Source organism: Nonomuraea sp. NPDC050227 (assembly GCF_044459705.1).
GTDB lineage: Bacteria > Actinomycetota > Actinomycetes > Streptosporangiales > Streptosporangiaceae > Nonomuraea.
Genome location: NZ_JBITJF010000002.1, coordinates 185,275 through 205,240 on the forward strand (window position 1 = coordinate 185,275; position 19,966 = coordinate 205,240).

The 19,966-nt window shown below is 73.6% G+C and carries 18 protein-coding genes; 12 read left to right on the forward strand and 6 right to left on the reverse strand.

Annotated elements, in window-relative coordinates:
* Window positions 1–23: 23 nt before the first annotated feature.
* Window positions 24–416, reverse strand: coding sequence for a nuclear transport factor 2 family protein (locus ACIBK9_RS08080; protein WP_358286112.1), 393 nt, complete (start codon window positions 414–416; stop codon window positions 24–26).
* Between the two features lie 12 nt (window positions 417–428).
* Window positions 429–1,199 carry a MoaF C-terminal domain-containing protein gene (locus tag ACIBK9_RS08085; protein WP_387669562.1) on the reverse strand — a complete coding sequence of 257 codons (771 nt, stop codon included), beginning with the start codon at window positions 1,197–1,199 and terminating at the stop codon, window positions 429–431.
* Window positions 1,200–1,265: 66 nt separating this feature from the next.
* Between ACIBK9_RS08085 and ACIBK9_RS08090 the strand changes: the two genes are divergently transcribed.
* Both ACIBK9_RS08090 and ACIBK9_RS08095 read left to right on the forward strand, forming a co-directional pair.
* Entirely contained in the window at window positions 1,266–2,054 is a 789-nt protein-coding gene (locus ACIBK9_RS08090; RefSeq protein ID WP_397156209.1) for an SDR family NAD(P)-dependent oxidoreductase, read from the forward strand.
* Between the two features lie 66 nt (window positions 2,055–2,120).
* Window positions 2,121–2,960 (forward strand): DUF1206 domain-containing protein, encoded by an 840-nt coding sequence (locus ACIBK9_RS08095; RefSeq protein ID WP_397156211.1) that lies wholly within the window; start codon window positions 2,121–2,123, stop codon window positions 2,958–2,960.
* A gap of 103 nt (window positions 2,961–3,063) precedes the next feature.
* Here ACIBK9_RS08095 and ACIBK9_RS08100 read toward each other — a convergent pair whose 3' ends face one another.
* Together ACIBK9_RS08100 and hpaE are read right to left on the reverse strand one after the other, a co-directional pair.
* The gene (locus tag ACIBK9_RS08100) at window positions 3,064–4,158 is read right to left on the reverse strand and encodes a glycerophosphodiester phosphodiesterase (protein ID WP_397156213.1); all 1,095 of its coding nucleotides are present in this window, start codon (window positions 4,156–4,158) and stop codon (window positions 3,064–3,066) included.
* Window positions 4,159–4,232: 74 nt separating this feature from the next.
* Entirely contained in the window at window positions 4,233–5,699 is a 1,467-nt protein-coding gene (hpaE, locus tag ACIBK9_RS08105) for a 5-carboxymethyl-2-hydroxymuconate semialdehyde dehydrogenase (RefSeq protein ID WP_397156215.1), read from the reverse strand.
* A 277-nt stretch (window positions 5,700–5,976) separates the two neighbouring features.
* On the opposite strand from hpaE, the gene ACIBK9_RS08110 reads away from it, so the two are divergent.
* The 8 genes from ACIBK9_RS08110 (at window position 5,977) to ACIBK9_RS08145 (ending at window position 15,234) form a co-directional block, all read left to right on the forward strand.
* Window positions 5,977–7,236 (forward strand): ABC transporter substrate-binding protein, encoded by a 1,260-nt coding sequence (locus ACIBK9_RS08110; protein WP_397156217.1) that lies wholly within the window; start codon window positions 5,977–5,979, stop codon window positions 7,234–7,236.
* Window positions 7,236–9,122 carry a hypothetical protein gene (locus tag ACIBK9_RS08115; RefSeq protein WP_397156219.1) on the forward strand — a complete coding sequence of 629 codons (1,887 nt, stop codon included), beginning with the start codon at window positions 7,236–7,238 and terminating at the stop codon, window positions 9,120–9,122. Before ACIBK9_RS08110 ends, ACIBK9_RS08115 begins: the two co-directional genes overlap by 1 nt.
* Complete coding sequence (locus ACIBK9_RS08120) at window positions 9,119–9,808, forward strand: ATP-binding cassette domain-containing protein (RefSeq protein WP_358286125.1); 690 nt, start codon at window positions 9,119–9,121, stop codon at window positions 9,806–9,808. Before ACIBK9_RS08115 ends, ACIBK9_RS08120 begins: the two co-directional genes overlap by 4 nt.
* Entirely contained in the window at window positions 9,805–10,491 is a 687-nt protein-coding gene (locus ACIBK9_RS08125) for an ABC transporter ATP-binding protein (protein WP_397156222.1), read from the forward strand. The genes ACIBK9_RS08120 and ACIBK9_RS08125 overlap by 4 nt, the downstream gene beginning before the upstream one ends.
* Window positions 10,478–11,965: a GMC family oxidoreductase gene (locus ACIBK9_RS08130; RefSeq protein ID WP_397156224.1), complete on the forward strand. Its 1,488-nt coding sequence runs from the start codon at window positions 10,478–10,480 to the stop codon at window positions 11,963–11,965. Before ACIBK9_RS08125 ends, ACIBK9_RS08130 begins: the two co-directional genes overlap by 14 nt.
* Window positions 11,962–13,398, forward strand: a complete 1,437-nt coding sequence (locus ACIBK9_RS08135) for an aldehyde dehydrogenase family protein (RefSeq protein ID WP_397156226.1) — start codon at window positions 11,962–11,964, stop codon at window positions 13,396–13,398. The genes ACIBK9_RS08130 and ACIBK9_RS08135 overlap by 4 nt, the downstream gene beginning before the upstream one ends.
* A complete protein-coding gene (hpaD, locus tag ACIBK9_RS08140) occupies window positions 13,398–14,258 on the forward strand; it encodes a 3,4-dihydroxyphenylacetate 2,3-dioxygenase (RefSeq protein WP_397156228.1) in 861 nt (286 codons plus the stop codon). Before ACIBK9_RS08135 ends, hpaD begins: the two co-directional genes overlap by 1 nt.
* Before the next feature lie 283 nt (window positions 14,259–14,541).
* Window positions 14,542–15,234 (forward strand): GntR family transcriptional regulator, encoded by a 693-nt coding sequence (locus ACIBK9_RS08145; RefSeq protein ID WP_352351279.1) that lies wholly within the window; start codon window positions 14,542–14,544, stop codon window positions 15,232–15,234.
* A 47-nt stretch (window positions 15,235–15,281) separates the two neighbouring features.
* Here the strand turns inward: ACIBK9_RS08145 and ACIBK9_RS08150 are convergent, their stop codons facing one another.
* Window positions 15,282–16,448: an acyl-CoA dehydrogenase family protein gene (locus ACIBK9_RS08150; protein WP_397156230.1), complete on the reverse strand. Its 1,167-nt coding sequence runs from the start codon at window positions 16,446–16,448 to the stop codon at window positions 15,282–15,284.
* Window positions 16,449–16,601: 153 nt separating this feature from the next.
* Here ACIBK9_RS08150 and argG point away from each other — a divergent pair, with 153 nt between their 5' ends.
* Both argG and ACIBK9_RS08160 read left to right on the forward strand, forming a co-directional pair.
* Window positions 16,602–18,050 (forward strand): argininosuccinate synthase, encoded by a 1,449-nt coding sequence (gene argG, locus ACIBK9_RS08155; protein ID WP_352351275.1) that lies wholly within the window; start codon window positions 16,602–16,604, stop codon window positions 18,048–18,050.
* A gap of 203 nt (window positions 18,051–18,253) precedes the next feature.
* Complete coding sequence (locus tag ACIBK9_RS08160) at window positions 18,254–19,369, forward strand: cupin domain-containing protein (protein WP_397156233.1); 1,116 nt, start codon at window positions 18,254–18,256, stop codon at window positions 19,367–19,369.
* Here the strand turns inward: ACIBK9_RS08160 and ACIBK9_RS08165 are convergent.
* Window positions 19,361–19,960 (reverse strand): class I SAM-dependent methyltransferase, encoded by a 600-nt coding sequence (locus ACIBK9_RS08165; RefSeq protein ID WP_397156235.1) that lies wholly within the window; start codon window positions 19,958–19,960, stop codon window positions 19,361–19,363. The two genes, ACIBK9_RS08160 and ACIBK9_RS08165, sit on opposite strands and share 9 nt — an antisense overlap.
* Between the last annotated feature and the right edge of the window lie 6 nt (window positions 19,961–19,966).

Genomic DNA, 19,966 nt, shown 5'->3' on the forward strand with positions numbered 1-19,966 from the left:
CCTCATCCGGCCGCGCGACGGGATCATGGGACGAGCGCCTCCCGGACCAGGGCCGTGTCGGTGAACTGCTCGAACCGGGTGGCCACGCCGTCCGCCAGGTGCCAGACGTGGGTGAAGCGCACCCTCATCGACTTGCCGGTGGCGCGGTAGGTGCCGCTGTAGTGGCCGATCACGACGACCACGTCGCCGCCGTCCACGAACTCCTCCGGCTCGGCCTGGTAGCCGTCCCACTCGCTGCCCAGCTTGGCGAACACCTCCGACAGCACCTGCTGCGGCCCCACGTACGTGCCCGCGTAAGGGAAGCCGGCCATCTCCGTCCACCGGGCCTGCGGGCCCAGCAGGGACACGATGCCGTTCACGTCGCCGGCCGCCGAGGCCGCGTAGGAGGCGCGTACGGCGTCGAGATTGTCGCTCATCTGTGTTTCTCCTCAGACCGGTTCCTCACCGGCCGGATAGGTGACCTGACCCAGCGGCTCGATGTGCGCGCCGCCGGGGGAGTGGTGGATCTCGCCCTCGCCCGACAGGCCGAAGAAGGTGCCGACCGTGCGCAGGGCCGTCCAGTCGTAGAGCCAGGTGGCCGCGACCGGGATGCGGAACTCGCGGAAGGTGAACACGTACAGGCCGTCGGCGATCTTCCAGGCGGCGGCGAGATCGACGTCGCCGTGGCCGCGCTGCGCGCCGGCCAGGCACTGCCAGGCGTAGCGCTCGGAGCTGAGGTAGACGTGCTCGTAGAGGTGCTCGGGGCTGTAGCGGTACAGGGCCCGGCGGCCGATCAGCTCGCGGGTCGGCGCGGGCGGCTCGCCGGTGACCTCCCGGCCCTCGATCACGCCGGGCGTGAACGTCTGCGACACCCGCGGCTGCCCCGGGACCGGCTCGGGCGCGATGACCGAGACCACGCGCAGCGCCCGGCCCGTGCTGGTGTGCAGGACGGTGACCGTGTACTCGCGGGGCCGCTCGGCGTGCGCGCGGCCGACGTAGAACAGGTCCTCGCGCATGGCCACGGCCTCGTACGGCTCGGCGGGGCCGCCGTCGGCGTGCAGCTTGTACCGACCGGCGAAGGCCAGGGACGTCTTGCTGCCGTCGTCGAAGGTGAGGTCCACCTCGGTGCCCGCGAGCGCGTACGTGGCCGGAAGGCGGTTCGTGGCGATCCCGGGCGCGAAATCGTCCATGTTCTTCCAACCGGCAGGGCGATCGGTCATGGCCGCTCCTTCCTCCACGAATTCGTCTATGAAATCATATAGCTTCCCGTTGCAAAGGAGTAGGCGATGAGGCTCAAGGGAAAGGTCGCGCTGATCACCGGGGCGGGCACCGGCATCGGCGCGGCGACCGCCCGCAGGTTCGCCGCCGAGGGCGCCTCGGTCATGCTGACCGGGCGGCGTCCCGGGCCGCTGGCCGAGGTGGCCGCGGACCTCGGCGACGCGGCGGCCGTGGCCTGCGCGGACATGTCCGACACCGGCCAGGCGCGGGCGGCGGTCGAGGCGTGCCTGGGCCGCTTCGGCGGGCTCGACGTGGTGGTGGCCAACGCGGGCGGTCACGGGGGCGGGCCGGTCGGTGAGACCGACGACGCGTCCTGGCGGCTCAGCCTCGACGCCAACCTCAACACCTGCTTCGTGACCTGCCGGGAGGCGCTGCCGGCGCTGGTGCGGGCCAAGGGGGCGATCGTGGTCGTGTCGTCGATCGCGGGCCTGGCCGCCGGCCCGGCCGTATCTGGATATGTCACGACGAAACACGCGCTCATCGGCCTGACCCGCTCGATCGCCCGCGACTACGGCCCCCAGGGCGTCCGGGCCAACTGCCTGTGCCCCGGCTGGGTGCGCACGCCGATGGCCGACGAGGAGATGGACGTGCTGGTCGGCCGGGACGGCATCACCCGCGACGCGGCGTACGAGCTGGTCACCAAGGACGTGCCGCTGCGCCGCCCGGCCACCGCCGACGAGATCGCCGCGATCTGCCTGTTCCTCGCCTCGCCGGACAGCGCCGTCATGACCGGCAGCGTGGTCGTGGCCGACGGCGGCGCCACGGCCGTTGACCTGCCCACCCTCGCCTTCGACTGATCGGCGACGCCTAGGACCCCGTTTCCCGGGCAAAGGGAGTTCTTCCGCAAACCCCCAGGAGGAACGGTGAGCACCGCACAGAGCGCGGGCCGCGACGCCATGGACGCGGGCCGCGAGGCCAAGAACGCGGCCCGCAGAGCAGCGGACAGCCCGGCGATGACCACGCTGGCCCGCATCGGGCTGGCCTGCCGCGGCGTGCTGTACGCGCTGATCGGCGTGCTGGCGTTGCAGATCGCCTTCGGCGACGGCTCGCGCCAGGCCGACAAGTCGGGAGCCATCACCACCATCGCCGGACTGCCCTTCGGCCAGGTGCTGCTGTGGATCATGACGGTCGGCTTCGCCGGGCTGGCGTTGTGGCAGGCGTCGGAGGCGCTGTTCAGTCACCGCAAGGCGAGTGACCGCGCGCAGTCGGCCTTCCGCACCGGCGTGTACGTCCTGATCTGCGTGACCTTGCTGAGCGTGCTGCTGGCCGGTCAGGCCAAGTCCGACGACAAGCAGTCGCAGAACCTGACGAGCAAGCTGCTCGACCTGCCCGGCGGCCAGGTCATCGTCGGCCTGATCGGGCTCGGCATCGTCGCCCTCGGCGTCTACTGGATCCACGAGGGCGTCACCAAGAAGTTCGAGCGCGAGCTCGACCTCGGCCGCATGTCGCCCAAGGCCCGCAAGGTGATGGAACGGCTGGGCCAGGCCGGCTACATCGCCCGCGGCGTGATCACCGGCGGCGCCGGCGTCTTCGTCGGCTACGCGGCGGTCACCTTCGACCCCGACAAGGCGGGCGGCATCGACGCCACCCTGCGGCGCTTCGCCGACACGCCGGTGGGGCCGTGGCTGCTCGCGGTGGTGGCCCTCGGGCTGCTGCTGTTCGCGGGCTACTGCTTCGGCGAGTCCCGCTGGCGCCGTACCTGAGGCCGTCCCGGCGGCGAACCGGCGGCGGGTCCCCGGCACGGGGGCCCGCCGCTTCGTGTGCGCGCCCCGGTCAGGAGGGGCCCGCCGCTTCGTGTGTGCGCGGTCAGGAGGGGCGTCCGGCGACCACCGCGCGGCCCATCGCCGGGTCGTCGCAGAACGCGCCGTCGATGCCCAGCTCGATGAGCCTGGCCAGCCAGCCGGCCACGTCGCCGGTGGCCCGCCCGTAGACCGGGCTGGCCGGGTTCCCCCTGCGGTGGTCGGCGGGCAGCTGGGAGTTCTCGTTGCGGATCGTCCACACGTGCACCTCCAGCCGCCTGCGGTGGGCGTCCTGGACCAGCGTGGTCGGGGGCAGCGTCGCGCCCGCGGCGTCCACCGGGACCACCCGGCGGGTGTCCACGCCGATCCCGGCGGCGTACCGGGCCACCTCGCGCAGCCCGTCGGGGGTCACCATGTCGTCGTAGGTGCGGGTGCTGCCGGCGGCGACCCAGTCGTAGGGCGCGCCGCCCGAGGTGATGAGCTGGATGAGCGGCAGCCGCGTCCGTCCGCGCAGCTCGCGCAGGTTCGCCGTCTCGAAGGACTGGATGTACGCCTTGCGCACGTGGTACCGGTTCAGCACCTCCAGCAGCGGCTCCTCCAGCGACAGGCCGATCGAGTCGAAGTACGTCGGGTGCTTGGTCTCGGGATAGACCCCGACGCCGTGCCGCTGCGCGAGCTGGACGACCTCCTCGAACGTGGGGATCTCGGCCACCCCGTCGAAGGCGGTGTTGTCCGGCCGCAGGTCGGGCACGCGTTCCTTGGCCCGCAGCGTCTTCAGCTCGGCCAGCGTGAAGTCCTCGGTGAACCAGCCGGTGACCGGCCGGCCGTCCACGGCCTTGGTGGCGCGCCGATCGGCGAACTCGGGGTGGGCGGCCACGTCGGTCGTGCCGGAGATCTCGTTCTCGTGCCGGGCGACCAGCACGTGGTCCTTGGTGGAGACCAGGTCGGGCTCGATGTAGTCGGCGCCCATGGCGATGGCCGCCTCGTAGGACGGCAGCGTGTGCTCGGGCCGGTGGGCGCTCGCGCCCCGGTGACCGATCACGACGGGGGCCTGGCCGCGGCGCTCGGCCGTGGCGGATGGCGTCTGGGTCAGCACGACAGCGACCGTACCGCCGGCCAGGACGGCGGCCAGCACGCTCGCGAACAACCTGCGCGTCGTCATGCGGGCACGGTAGACCGCCGAGGTGGCCCGGACGTTACGCCCGGGCGCACAGTGAAGGACGTGGCGGGACGGGTTCAGCCGAGGCCGAAGCGGGGGATCGGCAGGTCCTCGGTGGCGACGTGCACGATGTGCGCCTCGGTGTAGACGTCGATGCTGTACCGGCCGCCCTCCCTGCCCAGGCCGCTGGCCTTCACGCCGCCGAAGGGCGTGCGCAGGTCGCGGATGTTCTGGGAGTTGATCCAGAGCATGCCGGCCTCGACGGACTGGGCCAGGCGGTGGGCGCGGCGCAGGTCGCTGGTCCACACGTAGGCGGCCAGGCCGTACCGGGTGGCGTTGGCCAGCTCCAGGGCCTCCTTCTCGGTGGCGAAGGGAGTGACGCAGACGACCGGGCCGAAGATCTCCTCCTGGAAGACGCGCATCGCGGGCGTCACGTCGGCGAAGACCGTGGCGGCCAGGAAGTTGCCCTCGGGCAGGCCGTCCGGGCGGCCGCCGCCGGCCACCAGGCGGGCTCCCTCCTCGACGCCGGCCCTTACGTAGGACATGACCCGCTCGTAGTGCTCGGGGTGGATGAGCGCGCCCAGCTCGGTCGCCAGGTCGTGCGGCGGGCCGACGCGCACCCGCGCGGCGCGCTCGGCGAGCCGGGCCACGAACTCCTCGTAGACGGTGTCCTGGACGAGCACCCGCGAGCTGGCCGTGCAGCGCTCGCCGTTGAGCGAGAAGACGCCGAAGACGGCCGCGTCGAGCGCCCGGTCCAGGTCGGCGTCGTCGAAGACGAGCAGCGGGGACTTGCCGCCCAGCTCCATCGACAACGTCTTGAGGCCGGTGGCGGCGTCGCGCATGATCGTCTGGCCGGTGGCGGTCTCGCCGGTGAAGGAGATCACCGGAACGTCGGGATGGGCCACCAGCGCCGCCCCGGCCCGCTCGCCGATGCCGTGGACGAGGTTGAACACGCCGGTCGGCAGCCCGCCCTCCTCCATGATCTCCGGCAGCAGGCTGGCCGAGAGCGGCGACCACTCGGCCGGCTTGAGCACCACCGGGCAGCCGGCCGCCAGGGCGGGCGCGAGCTTCCAGGTCTCCAGCATGAACGGCGTGTTCCATGGCGTGATCAGCCCGGCCACGCCGACCGGCTTGCGCACGACGTAGTTGAGCTGGGCCGAGCCGACGCGGTAGACGTCCTCGCCCAGGCTGCTGATGACGTCGGCGAAGAAGCGGAAGTTGTGCGCCGCCCGCCGGGCCTGGCCCCTGGCCTGGGTGATGGGCAGGCCGGTGTCGCCGCACTCCAGCTCGGCGATGCGCTCGTCGCGCGCCTCGATGGCCGCCGCGATGCCGCGCAGCACCGCCGCCCGCTCCTCGCCCGGCATCCGCGGCCACGGCCCGTCGGTGAACGCCCTGAGCGCGGCACGCACGGCCAGGTCGACGTCCTCGGCGTCCCCGGAGGCGACGGTCAGCGCGGGGCGGTTGGTCGCGGGTTCCAGCGAGGTGAACGTCTGGCCGGACACGCTGGGCACGTGGGCCCCGTCGATGTAGTGCTCCAGGTTCAACGGGCGATCTCCTTGCACTGGGACGGCGGCCCCCCGGCCACGGGTGCGATCGATCCCCTGTCGGACGTGCGGCCGGACCGCCCTGTCATGGCACTCCTCCTCCGCCCCGCCACGATGATTGCCCAGGTGGAAGGCCCAGCGGAAGGCCCCTCGCAACCCCGTCAAATCGTATAGGACATCGTCGATGATACATGGGGAACCTATGGACAGAAATATCTGATGTCGTACATGATTTGTCCATCGGGGCTGGACGCACGGCGCTTCGAGGAGGATGCGTATGCGATGTCCACGACGCCTGGTGTGGTGGGCCGCGATCGCCCTGGTGGTCTCCGCCTGCGGCACCGGCCAGGACGGCGGCGCCGCCAGAACGGCCTGCGGCACGGGGAAGCCCGCCACCGGGACCCCGATCACCGTCGGCGCGATCGTCACCGCGAGCGGCGGCATCGACTTCAGCTCGGCCACCAAGGCGGCCAAGGCGTACTTCGACTGCGTCAACGCCGGCGGCGGCATCGGCGGCCGTCCGGTCGAGTACCTCGTCGAGGACGACGGCCTCAACCCGCAGAAGGCCTCGGCCCTGGCCACCAAGCTGGCCGGCAACCGCGACCTGGTCGCCCTGGTCGGCGGCTCCAGCTTCGTCGCCTGTGGCGTCTCCGGCCCGATCTGGGAGCAGAACGGGCTGTTCGACGTGCTCGCGGTCGGCGTGCCGAGGGCGTGCTTCGAGTCGCCGCGCATCGCCCCGGTCAACGCCGGCCCCAGGGTCAGCGCCGTGGCCGCCGCCCAGTACGCCGTCGAGGTCAAGGGCGCCAGACGGGTCGCCCAGATCAGCAACCGGGTGCCCGGCGTCGGCGACTGGACCCAGGACGGCGTGCGCGCCTACCTCAGGACCAAGGGCCTGACCTCGGCCGGCGACGTGCTGCACGACCCCGGCGTCAAGGACGCCACCGCCGTGCTCCTCGAAGCCATGCGGGGCGGCCCGGACGCGATCATCCTCCAGGACCCCGCCCCCGACGACGCCGCCATCCTCAAGGCCGCCCAGGCGCAGGGACTCAAGGACAAGGTCACCTTCGTCTGCCTGACGCCCTGCTACGACACCACCTTCCCCGGCCAGGTCGGCGGCTACTGGGAGGGCTTCGTGTCCAACTCCGAGTTCACCATGCTCGACGCCGGCACCCCCGACAACAAGCTCTGGCGCCGCGTCATGGACGAGTACGCCGACGACAAGGCCCCCCGCGACTCCTTCTCCCAGGGCGGCTTCCTGGCCGCCAAGATCTTCGTCGACACCCTGACCAGGACCGGCGGGACGATCGACCGCGCCTCGGTGAGCCGGGCCCTGTCGCAGGTCAAGGGCTTCCGCAGCGACCTGCTCTGCGCCCCCTGGTACTTCGGCCGCGCCGCCCGTCACAACGCCAACCACGACACCCGCTACGTCACGATGAAGGGCGGCGGCTGGTCGAAGATCAAGGACTGCACGCCGACCCAGGACCCCGACCTCGCGCCGCTGCTGCGGGAGGAGAAGCAGTTGGGGCTGACCGGCTGATGCTGCCGTTCGTCATCAGCGGGCTCGCCCTCGGCGCCGTCTACGCGCTGTCGGGCGTGGGCATCGTCGTGCTCTACCGCGCCACGGGCGTGCTCAATCTGGCCTACGGCGCGCTCGGCGCGATCGGCGCGCTGCTGTCCTGGCAGCTCCTGCAGGACGGCTGGCCGGTCGCGCCCGCGCTGGCGGCCGCGCCGCTGCTGTCGGCGCTGCTGTCCGGCCTGTACGGCGGCCTGGTCAGCCCGCTCGTCGCCGCCCGCGACCCGCTGGTCAAGGCGGTGTGCACGCTCGGTCTCGCGCTCGTGCTGCTCGGCCTGTGCTACTGGACGTGGAGCGACGACCCGCGCACGCTCACCCTGCCGACCGACACGGCCGGGTTCGACGTGGGCGGCGCGCGGGTCACGCTCACCCAGGCGCTCGCGCTGGCCCTGGCCGTGGCGCTGACCGCCGGGACCGCCGTGCTGCTGCGCCGGACCGGCTTCGGCACCGCCATGCGCGCGCTGGCCGACGACCGCGAGATCAGCGCGCTGCTCGGCGTGCCCATCCGGCGGGTCGAGACCGTCACCTGGGCCGCGGGCGGCGCGGTGGCCGGGCTGACCGGGCTGGTGCTCGGCTCGCTGACCCGGCTGGAGGCGGGCACCCTGACCTTCCTGGTGATCGCCTCGCTGGCGGCGGGCGTGGTCGGCCGCTTCAGGTCGCTGCCGGTCACGCTGGCGGCCGGGCTGGCGATCGGGCTGGCCGAGGCTCTGGGCGGGGCGTGGGAGCAGACCGCGCCGTACCGGTCGGTCGCGCCGTTCGCGGTGGCCGTCGCGGCGATCCTGTGGCTGCAGCGCACAGGGGCGCGGGCCAGGCGCGGCGGCACGGTCGAGGTGCGCCCGGCCGAGCCCGCGCCGCCGTCGCGGACCCGGCCGCTGCCGCCCGGCGACGCCCGTTCGGTGCTGCGCGTGGTGCTCGGGCTGGCCGCCGGGGCCGCGGCGCTGGCGGTGCTCGTGCCCCTGGCCGTGGACGGCTACTGGGTGCGGGTGCTCACCTCCGCGGTCATCTTCGTGATCCCCGCCGCGGGCATCGCCCTGCTGTACGCCCGGCTCGGGCTGGTCTCGCTCGGCCAGGTGGCGCTGCTCGGCGTCGGCGGCTGGGTGGCGCTGCGGCTGGCGTTCGCCACCGGATGGCCGTTCCCGCTGGTCGTGCTGGCGGCCGGGGCGATCACCTGCCTGGTCGGCATCGTGTACGGGCTGCCCGCGCTGCGCCTGTCCGGCGTGGACCTGGCCCTGGTGACGCTCATGGCCGGCGGGGCGTTCCAGGTGGCGTTCTCGGCGACCGGGTTCCCCGACGGCGGGCCCGGGTTCCTCGGCCGGGTGGCGGGCAGCGGGACGCAGCAGGCCATGCCGCGGCCCTCGATGGCCTCCTCCGACGCCGGGTTCTTCCGGTTCGCCGTCCTGTGCGCGGTGCTCGCGCTCGTCCTGGTCGTGCTGCACCAGCGCGGGCGGCCGGGCCGGGCGTGGGCGGCGATCAGGGGCGGCGAGGCCGGCGCGCTGGCCGTCGGCGTGGCCCTGACCAGGTACAAGGTGTGGGCGTTCGCGCTGGCGGCGTTCGTCACCGGGACCGCCGGGGCGCTGCTGGCGGCCAACACCGGGCGGCTGGACCCGATCTCGTTCCGGGCCTCGGACTCGGTGCTGCTGTTCGCCGTCGTCCTGGTCGGCGGCGCGTACGGGCTGACCGGCGTGGTGCTGTCCGGCGTGGTCGGCCAGGTCGTGCCCGCCGCCCTCGACGCCGCCGGGCTCGACGGCAACCTCATGCTCGTCGTCTTCGGCGCGGGCACCGTGCACGCCCTGGTCACCGCGCCGCGCGGCATCGGCGGGCAGCTAGAGGACCTGCGGCGGCCCGCATGAGGCTGGAGATCGAGGACCTGCGGGTGCGCTTCGGCGGCGTGCGCCCGCTGGACGGCGTCACCCTGACCTTCGACTCCGGCCTGTGCGGGCTCATCGGGCCCAACGGCGCGGGCAAGACCACCCTGTTCGACGTGCTGTCCGGCTTCGTCCGGCCGGTCTCCGGGCGGGTCACGGCCGGCGGCGCCGACCTGCTGGCGCTGGCGCCGCACCGGCGGGCCAGGTGGGGGCTGCGCCGCACGTTCCAGCAGGAGCAGGTGGTCGCCGAGCTGAGCGTGGCCGGCAACCTGCGCCTGGCCGCCGACCACCTGGGCGGCCAGGACGAGGGCCTGCTCGCGTTCTGCGGCCTGAGCGACCCCGGACGCCCGGCGGGCGAGCTGACGCTGCCGGAACGGCGGCGGCTCGAACTGGCCCGCGCCCTGGTCGGCACGCCCAGGATCGTGCTGCTCGACGAGCCGGCCGCCGGGCTGTCGGAGGCGGAGTCGCGCTCGCTGGCCGAGGTGGTGACGGCCGTGCCGGACCGGTTCGGGGCGCTCGTGGTGCTCATCGAGCACGACGTGGCCCTGGTCGGCGAGGTCTGCGCCACCACGGCCGTGCTGGACTTCGGCCGGCTGGTCGCCGCCGGCCCGACCGCGGCGGTGCTGGCCGACGAGCGGGTGCGCGCCGCCTACCTGGGGGAGGCGCCGTGAGCCTGGAGGTGCGCGAGCTGCGCGTGCGCAGAGGTGGGCGCGAGGTGCTGCACGACGTGACGCTGGACGTGCCGCCCGGCGAGATCACCGCGCTGCTCGGCGCGAACGGCGCGGGCAAGAGCACGCTCGTGCTCGCCGTGGCCGGGCTGCTGCCGGTCGAGGCGGGCGCGGTCAGCGCCGACGGCGACGAGCTGACCGGGCTGCGCCCCGAACGCGTCCGGGCGCTGGGCGTGGCCGCCGTGCCCGAGGGGCACCGGGTGCTGCGCTCGCTGAGCGTGGCCGACAACCTGCGCGTGGCCGGGCCCGACCCGGGACCGGCCCTGGCCGCCTTCCCCGAGCTGGCCGGGCTGCGCGACCGGCGGGCCGGCACGCTGTCCGGCGGCCAGCAGCAGATGCTCGCCCTGGCCCAGGCCGTCACCGGCGGGCCGCGCTACCTGCTGGTGGACGAGCTGTCCTTCGGCCTGGCCCCCGCCGTGGTGTCCAGGCTCGTCCCCGCCCTGGCCGCGCTCGCGGAGGCCGGGGCCGGGGTGCTGCTCATCGAGCAGTACACCCGGCTCGCCCTGGAGCTGGCCACCCGCGTGCACGTGCTGGACCGGGGCCGGGTCGTGCTGCGCGGCACGCCGGACGAGCTGCGCGGCCGGCTGCGGTCGGCCTATCTGGGAGCGGGCGATGGAGACCTTTGACGTCGTCGTGGTCGGCGCGGGCTCGGCGGGCGCCGCGGTGGCCCGCCGGCTGGCCGACGACGAGGCGCTGCGCGTGCTGCTGCTGGAGGCGGGCGGCCCCGACGTCAACCCCGACATCCACGACCCCGGCGGGGTGTTCCGGCTGTGGGGCGGCGCCGAGGACTACGACTACCGGGTGGCGCCGCAGCGGCGGCTGGGCGGGCGGCGTCCGCACTGGCCGCGCGGGAAGGTGCTGGGCGGCTCGTCCTCGCTCAACGGCATGATCTTCGTCAGGGGCGCGCCGGCCGACTACGACGCCTGGGGGCCCGGCTGGTCGTACCGCGAGGTGTTGCCGTACTTCAAGCGGCTGGAGGACTTCGACCGCGGGCCCGGCGACTACCACGGCGCCGGCGGGCCGGTACGGGTGATCGCCGACTACGCGCCGCACCAGGTCAACGCGGCGATCGTGGCGGCCGCCGTGGAGCAGGGCCTGCCGTTCAACCCCGACTGCAACGGCGAGCGTCCCGACGGCGCCGGGTTCTGCCAGCTCACCATCCGGCACGGCCGCAGGCACAGCACGGCCGACGCCTACCTGCGCCCGCGCTGCGACCGGCCGGTCCTGGAGATCCGCACCGGGGCCCGCGCCCGCCGGCTGCTCCTGCGCGGGCGGCGGTGCGTGGGCGTGGAGTATCGCCAGGGCGGCCGCCTGCACCAGGTCGGGGCCGCCGCCCAGGTCGTGCTCAGCGCCGGGACCGTCGAGTCGCCGCGCCTGCTCCTGCTGAGCGGCCTCGGCGACGCGGCCGAGCTGCGCCGGCACGGCATCAAGGCGGTGGAGGACCTGCCCGGCGTCGGGCGCAACCTGCACGACCACGCGCTCGTCCCGGTGATCGTGGCCGCCCGGCGGCCCGTGCCGCCCGCGATGCCCGGCCTGCAGCCGATGCACAGCCAGCTCTTCTGGCGCAGCCGTCCCGGCCTGCCCGGCCCCGACGTGCAGCCGCTGTTCTTCCACATCCCCCTGTACGACGAGGGCATGACCGGCCCGCCGGACGCCTTCACCCTCATGGCCGGGATCGTCCGGCCGGAGAGCAGGGGCCATCTGGCGCTGACCTCGGCCGACCCCGACGCCCCGCTGCACATCGACCCCGCCTACCTGGAGGCGGCCGCCGACCGCGCGTGCATGCGCGCGGCCGTCGAGCTGTGCCGGGAGCTGGCCCACGCCGCCGCCCTGCGGGAATGGGCGGGCGCGGAGCTCTTTCCCGGTGACCGTGAACTGTCCGAGCACATAGAGAGGACCTTGGTGACCTACCACCATCAGGTCGGGACCTGCGCCATGGGAACCGTCGTGGACCAGCGGCTCAGAGTCCACGGCATCGACGGGCTGCGCGTCGCCGACGCCTCGGTGATGCCCGCCGTCACGTCAGGGAACACGAACGCGCCCGCCATCATGATCGGCGAGCGGTGCGCGGACATGGTGCGAGAGGAGATCGGCTCATGACCGGCCTGTACATCGGCGGCGCCTGGGGCCCGGCCGCGGACGGCGCGACGTTCGCCACGCTGGACCCGGCCGAGGCCACCGTCATCACCGAGTGCGCCGAGGCGGGCCCCGCCGACGTGGACCGCGCGGTGGCGGCGGCCAGGGCCGCGCTGGACGACCCGGCCTGGGCCGAGCTGCCCGCCGCCGCCCGCGCGAGGCTGCTGTGGAAGGTGGCCGACCTGGTGGAGGAGCACGCCGACGAGCTGGCCGAGCTGGAGACGAGGGACAACGGCCAGCCGCTGGCGGTGGCGCGGAACGTGACCGTCCCCGGCACCGCCGAACATTTCCGATATTTCGCAGGATGGTGTACGAAAATCGAGGGCTCGGTGTTGCCCGTCTCGTACCCCGACACCCTGCACTACACCCGGCGCGAGCCGGTGGGCGTGTGCGCGCTCATCACCCCGTGGAACTTCCCGCTGATGATCGCCGCCTGGAAGCTCGCCCCCGCCCTGGCCTGCGGGAACACGGTGATCGTCAAGCCCGCCGAGCAGACCCCGCTGACCACGGTCCGGCTGGTGGAGCTGATGGCGCTGGCCGGCTTCCCGCCCGGCGTGGTGAACCTGCTGACCGGCGGCCCGGAGACCGGCGCGGCGCTGGCCGGGCACGCGGGCGTGGACAAGATCTCCTTCACCGGCTCGACGTCGGTCGGCCGCTCGCTCGTGCACGCCGGCGCGGACAACCTCAAGCGCCTGACGCTGGAGCTCGGCGGCAAGACCCCGAGCATCATCGCGGCCGACGCCGACATCGACGCCGCGGTGGCGGGCAACGTCCAGGGCGCGCTGTTCAACAGCGGCCAGGTCTGCGCCGCGTACTCGCGCTTCTACGTCGACCGCAAGCGCGTCGACGAGTTCACCTCGAAGATGGCCGCCGCGGCCGACGCGCTCAAGGTCGGGCCCGGCCTCGACCCGGCCACCGACCTCGGCCCGCTGATCAGCGAGGACCACCTGATGGCCGTGGACGCCCACGTCCGCAGCGCGCTGTACGATGGCGCGCAACTCGTCACCGGCGGCAGGCGCGCCGAGGGCCCCGGCTTCTTCTACCGCCCGACCGTGTTCGCCGAGGTGACCGACGCCATGGCCGTGGCCCGCGAGGAGGTGTTCGGGCCCGTCATCCCGGTGCTGGCCTACGACGACCCCGACGAGATCGCCGGCCGCGCCAACGGACTGGAGTACGGCCTGGCCGCCTCCATCTGGACCAACGACCTGTCGACCGCCCACCGCCTGGCCGCCCGGATCCGGGCGGGAGCCGTGTTCATCAACATGATCCATGTGCCCGACGCCGCCACCACGTGGGGGGGCTACAAGGCCAGCGGGTGGGGGAGGGAGATGGGCCCGTACGCCATCGACGCCTACACCGAGGTCAAGGGCGTCTGGACGCACCTGGGGAGGGTGTGATGGGAGAGCTCGTCCTGGCAGCCAAGGTCACGCATGTGCCGTCGATCTGGCTGTCGATCCAGCCGGGCAGGCACTTCGGCATCCGCCGGCCCGCCGAGCTGGCTCTCACCGAGGTCGGCAGGCGGGCGCGGGAGCTGGGGGTGGACACGTACCTGATCGCCGACACCCACTGGATGAACAGCATCGGCTTCCACCTCAACGGCAAGGAGCGCCACCGCGACTCCTACGCCAGCCACGAGCTGCCGCACTTCATCCACGACCTGGACTACGACTACCCGGGCGACCCCGAGCTGGCCGAGCTGATCCGCGCCGAGATCGCCGCCGGCGGGCAGAAGGCGCTCGTGCACACCTACCGCGACCTGGGCCTGGAGTACGCGACGCTGGTCCCGATGCACTTCATGAACGAGGACTCCGCCGTGCGGGTGTTGCCGATCGGCTGCAACGTCCACTCCTCGATCGACGAGAACCGGCGCATCGGCGAGGCGCTGCTGCGCGGCATCCAGCAGAGCGACCGCCGGGTCGCCTTCCTGGCCAGCGGCTCGCTCTCGCACGCCTTCCCCTCCAACGAGACCGCCGAGTCGCTGCTCAACGAGGTCAGCAGCCCGCTCAACCGGAAGATCGACATGGCCGTGCTGGACATGTGGGCCGAAGGGCGCATCGGCGAGTTCCTGGACATGTTGCCCGACTACAACGTGCGCTGCGCGGGGGAGGGCGCGATGGCCGACACCGCGATGTTGTTCGGGCTGCTGGGGTGGCGGTCGTACAAGGGGCGGGGGGAGCAGTTGTGCCCGTACTTCGGCTCGACCGGAACCGGGCAGGTGGTCGTGGACTTCCCCGTGCCCGCGTACGATAAGATCTGAAATCATATGTGAAATAGGACAGACGGAGGTTCTGGATGGCGGGGCTGATCTCCCGGTGGCCCGGCTCCCGCTCCTCCGGCGCCCCGTGCGGACGGGCCGTCCGCGCGGGGGACCGGGCGCCGCGCGTGCTCGTGGTCGGGCAAGATGAGGGGATGACAGCGGGCGTCCAGCGTATCGTCGAGGTGACTCCGGGGGCGGAGCCGGTGAGGGCTCCGGGCGGTCGCGTCGAAGCGCCGGCGGGCGCGGGCTTCCGCGACGCCATCATGAAGGTCCTGCAGAGGTGATGGTGAGCAGCACGAGAAAACCGGCCCAGGCCAAGCGGCCCAAGGGCTCCAAGGCCGAGATCAGCTACGACCTGCTGCGGGCCCGCATCCTCGACGGCACGTACGGCCCCGGCTACCGGCTGGTCATGGACCAACTCGCCCGGGAGACCGGCGTCAGCACGATCCCGCTGCGCGAGGCCGTGCGCAGGCTGCAGTCCGACGGGCTGGTCGAGGTCGTCCGCAACATCGGCGCCCGGGTCGCGGTCTTCGACTCGGTGCAGGTCGAGCACACCCTCAACGTGCTGGCCCGGCTGGAGGGCTACGCCACGGCCATCTGCGCGCCGCACATGGACGCGGCCAAGATCCAGGAGTCGCGGGAGATCAACGAGCGGATGAAGGAGGCGTTGGAGGAGTTCGACCCCACCTCCTTCACCGCGCTCAACCGCGAGTTCCACTTCTCGCTCTACCGCCACTGCCCCGACGAGCACCTCAACGCCCTGCTGGAGTCGGAGTGGGCGCGGCTCGACCACATGCGCCGCTCCAGCTTCACGTACGTGCCGGGGCGGGCGCGCAGGTCGGTGGAGGAGCACGACCACCTGCTGAGCCTGATCGAGGGCGCCGCCGAGGCCGAGGTGATCGAGCAGGCGGCCCGCAACCACAAGATCGCCACCGCCGACGCCCTGCACACCGCCCAGGTCTCCCGGCAACACTGACCCCCGTCCGGGCTGCAGAGCGGGTCGGGGGTTCAGGGGGTTTCGGGTCAGGGTTGCAGGGTGAAGAGGGTCCATTCCTCGCCCTGGGCCAGGCCCGCCAGCTCGCGGCCGCACTCCCGCAGCGCCTGCGGGCCCGAGGTGATGTGCTGGGCGCCGGCGTGCGCGTCCCGGAACAGGCGCTGGAGCAGGCCGTCGCGCAGCGCCGTCGTGCCGCCCGAGGCGTAGGCGAACCCGGCCGCCCCGGTGAGCGTCGAGGTGGCCTGGTTGAGCGCGAGCCGCACCATCGTCTCCTGGCGGGTGGACAGCGTGCCGCCCGCGTCCAGGGTGCGTTCGGCGTCCTCCCACGTCTCGCGGACCAGGGCGCGCGCCGCCCGCAGGGCCGCCTCGGCGCGGGCGAAGCCGGTGTGGAAGGCGTCGCTGACGGCGAGCTGACCCGGACGTCCGGCGCGGGCCGCGACGTGCCGGCCCAACTCGTCCAGCAGGCGGCGGCCCAGGCCGAGCGCCCAGCCGGAGTGGGCGATCAGCGCCTGGTCCAGCAGGCCCAGCCGGTAGATCGCGCCGCCGCGCAGCGGCTCCCGCTGCGCGAACAGGTGCGTGCGCGACTCCGGCACGAAGACGCCGTCGATGGCGTAGTCGAGGCTGCCGGTGGCGCGCAGCCCCAGGACGTCCCAGTTGCCGAGCAGTTCGGCGTCCTCGACCGGGGTGATGAAGATGCGCTCCTCGCCGGTGCCCTCGACGACGCCCAGGCTGTGCACGTACCGGGCGTGCGGCATGGCCGAGGCGAAGCTCCAGCGGCCGGTCAGCCGGAAGCCGCCGTCCTCGCGCACGGCGGTGCCCGGCCGGGTGCCCTGGCCCGCGAACAGCGGCGTGCGGGGGCCGCCGAAGATGTGCTCGACGGCGTCGTCGCCCAGATAGGCGCCCGCCGTGCCGTTCTCCAGGGTGGTGGCCATGACCACCCAGCCGGTCGAGGCGTCGGCGTAGGTCAGCTCCTCGAAGAGGGCGAGCAGCTCCGACGGCGACAACTCCGAGCCGCCCAGCGGGGCGGGCAGCCAGACGCCGAACAGCCCGGCCTCGTGCAGGGCGGCCACGACGGGCTCGGTCAGCCGGCCCAGCGCCTCGGCCTCGGCCGCCTCGCTCTCGATCAGCGGGCGCAGGTCGCGGGCGCGGTCCAGGTGGGTGGGGCCGGCTGAGTGCAGGCGCGGCTTGTCGCTCATGTCCCGGTGCTCCTGTTCGTGATCGTCGGCGGTCCTTCCTCCGTCAGATCACGTCCCCGCCCGGTTGTCCACCCTCCGCCGGAGATCCCGGCCCGCACCCGGAAAAGACGCTGGCTTTGCATGAACATGCGTTGCAATGCATAATCTTCTTCTATGTCCAAGGTTCTCACCTCCCTGCCCACCGGCGAGCGGGTCGGCATCGCCTTCTCCGGCGGTCTCGACACCTCGGTGGCCGTCGCGTGGATGCGCGACAAGGGCGCCGTCCCGTGCACCTACACCGCCGACATCGGCCAGTACGACGAGCCCGACATCGCCTCGGTGCCCAGCCGCGCGCTGGCCTACGGGGCCGAGCTCGCGCGCCTGGTCGACTGCCGCGCCGCGCTGGTCGAGGAGGGCCTGGCCGCGCTCACCTGCGGCGCGTTCCACATCCGCTCGGGCGGCCGGGCCTACTTCAACACCACGCCGCTCGGCCGCGCCGTCACCGGGACCCTGCTGGTGCGGGCCATGCTTGAGGACGAGGTGCAGATCTGGGGCGACGGCTCCACGTTCAAGGGCAACGACATCGAGCGGTTCTACCGCTACGGCCTGCTGGCCAACCCCCACCTGCGCATCTACAAGCCCTGGCTCGACGCGGACTTCGTCTCCGAGCTCGGCGGGCGCAAGGAGATGTCGGAGTGGCTGCTCGCCCACGGGCTGCCCTACCGCGACAGCACCGAGAAGGCGTACTCGACCGACGCCAACATCTGGGGCGCCACCCACGAGGCCAAGACCCTCGAACACCTCGACACCGGCATCGAGACCGTCGAGCCGATCATGGGCGTGCGCTTCTGGGATCCCGAGGTCGAGGTCCTCCCCGAGGACGTCACCATCGGCTTCGACCAGGGCCGCCCGGTCACGATCAACGGCAAGGAGTTCGGCTCCCCGGTCGACCTGGTCATGGAGGCCAACGCGATCGGCGGCCGGCACGGCCTGGGCATGTCCGACCAGATCGAGAACCGCATCATCGAGGCCAAGAGCCGCGGCATCTACGAGGCCCCCGGCATGGCGCTGCTGCACGCCGCCTACGAGCGCCTGGTCAACGCCATCCACAACGAGGACACCCTGGCCACGTACCACAACGAGGGCCGGCGGCTCGGCCGGCTCATGTACGAGGGCCGCTGGCTCGACCCGCAGGCGCTCATGCTGCGCGAGTCGCTGCAGCGCTGGGTCGGCACGGCGGTCACCGGCGAGGTCACCCTGAGGCTGCGCCGCGGCGAGGACTACTCGATCCTCGACACCACCGGCCCGGCCTTCAGCTACCACCCCGACAAGCTGTCGATGGAGCGCACCGAGGACTCCGCGTTCGGCCCGGTCGACCGCATCGGCCAGCTCACCATGCGCAACCTGGACATCGCCGACTCGCGCGCCAAGCTGGAGCAGTACGCCACGCTCGGCATGGTCGGCACTACCCACCCGGCGCTCATCGGCGCCGCCCAGGCGGCCTCGACCGGCCTCATCGGCGCGATGCCGCAGGGCGGCGCGGAGGCCATCGCCTCCCGCGGCGAGGTCTCCGAGGACGACGAGCTGCTCGACCGCGCCGCGATGGAGCTCGGCACCGACTGACCGGGCCCCCGGCCCCCGGGCCGCTCCCGGGCCCCCGGCCCACCGCTCGACCGCGCCGCGATGGAGCTCGGCACCGACTGACCGGGCCCCCGGCCCCCGGGCCGCTCCCGGGCCCCCGGCCCACCCCCCGGACCCCCGGACCCCCGGGGCGCCGCCGCGCGGCCCGGGGCGTGGCGCGCGGACGCCACGGGTACGGACCGGAGATGATGATCGACGAGCGGGACGGCGCGGACGTCACGCCCGCCACCGACTGGCTGCTCGGCCCGGTGTCCCGCGAGGAGTTCCTGCGGGACCACCAGGGGCGGCGGCATCTCCTGCTGCGCAGGCGGTCGCCCGGCCACTACCGCGAGCTGTTCTCGCTGGCCCGCCTCGACGAGCTGCTGTCCGGCTCCGGCCTGCACTCCGGGGCCGTGCGCGTGGTCCGCGACGGCCACGCCGACGGCGGCGCGGCCGGGCTGGAGGACCTCTACGCCCGCTACCGCGACGGCTCGACCCTGATCATGCCCTCGGTGCACGAACGGTGGCCGCCGCTGCGGGAGCTGTGCCGGCGGCTGGCGGGCGAGTTCAGCGCGGAGTGCCGGGTCAACGCCTACCTCACCCCGCCGCGGTCGCGCGGCTTCGGCGTCCACCGCGATTCCCACGACGTGTTCGTGCTGCAGGTGGCCGGGACCAAACGCTGGCGGATCCACGAGGACGCCCGCCACGAGTTCGACCTGTGCGAAGGGGACCTGCTCTACCTGCCGCGCGGCCTGCCGCACGAGGCCGCCTCGGCGCAGGGTGCGTCCCTGCACCTGAGCGTCGGCGTCCATCCCCTGACCTGGGCCGACGTGCTGCTGGCCGGGTGCGAGGCGGCCGTCTCCGCCGACCCCGGCTGCCAAGAGCCGCTGCCCATCGGCTTCGCCCGTACGAGCGGCGGCCGGGCCGCCACACGCGAGCGCATCCGGGAGCTGACCGCCCGCCTGATGACCGTCCTCACCCCCGAGAGGCTGGCCGACGACGCGGTGGACATGGCGTTGCTCGCCGAGGGCGACCGGCTGGGCGGCCATCTGCTCGACCTCACGGGCCTGGCCGGCCTCGACGCCGGCACCGCCGTCCGGCTCCGCCCCGGCCTGCGCTGGGAGAGCAGACGGGACGCCGGCACGCTGGTCCTCGCCTTCCACGGCAAACGGCTCAGCCTCCCGGCCCGGCACGAGGCGGCCGTCCTGCGCATGGCGGACGGCGAGCCCTTCACCGCGGCCGGCCTGCCGGGGGAGGACGGCCTCGCCCTGGTACGCCGCCTGGTCGAGGAGGGTTTCCTGACCCTCGCGACGTCAGGCTGACCCGGCGGCGCCACCTGTGCCGGGGGCGGCGGGTCTGCGGAAGACGCAGCGCACCACGTGCCAGCGTTTGGGCTCGTCCCTGGCGTCGACGCCGTCGTAGCGGTCCTCGCGCAGGACGACCGGCTCCAGCCGGGGGAACAGCGCGCCGGCCTCGGGGGCGCGCAGGAACGTGCGCCCCGGCCGCCCCGCCCAGGCGTCCTCCGGACCGAAGAACGTGCAGCACAGCACGCCGCCCGCGGCCAGGCCGCCGGCCATCGCGGCCGCCACCCGGCGGACGTCGGCCTCGGGCAGGAAGGGCAGGACGTGGATCGCGACCATCAACGAGTAGGCCCCCGCCGCGATCGGCACGTCCCGGACGTCGGCGTGCACGACCCGCAGCCGCGGGTGCCGCCAGGCCGCCGCCAGCGCGAGGGTGCAGGGGTCGGTGTCCACGGCCTCGACCGAGAAGCCCAGCTCCAGCAGGAAGCGGGTGTCGTTGAGCGGGCCCGCGCCGAGGTCCAGCGCCCGCCCGCGGACGCCGCCGAGCACGCCCAGCGCCTCGACGACCAGCGCGTTGGGCCCCCGCCCCGCCCGCAGGGAGGCGTAGGTCACGCCGCC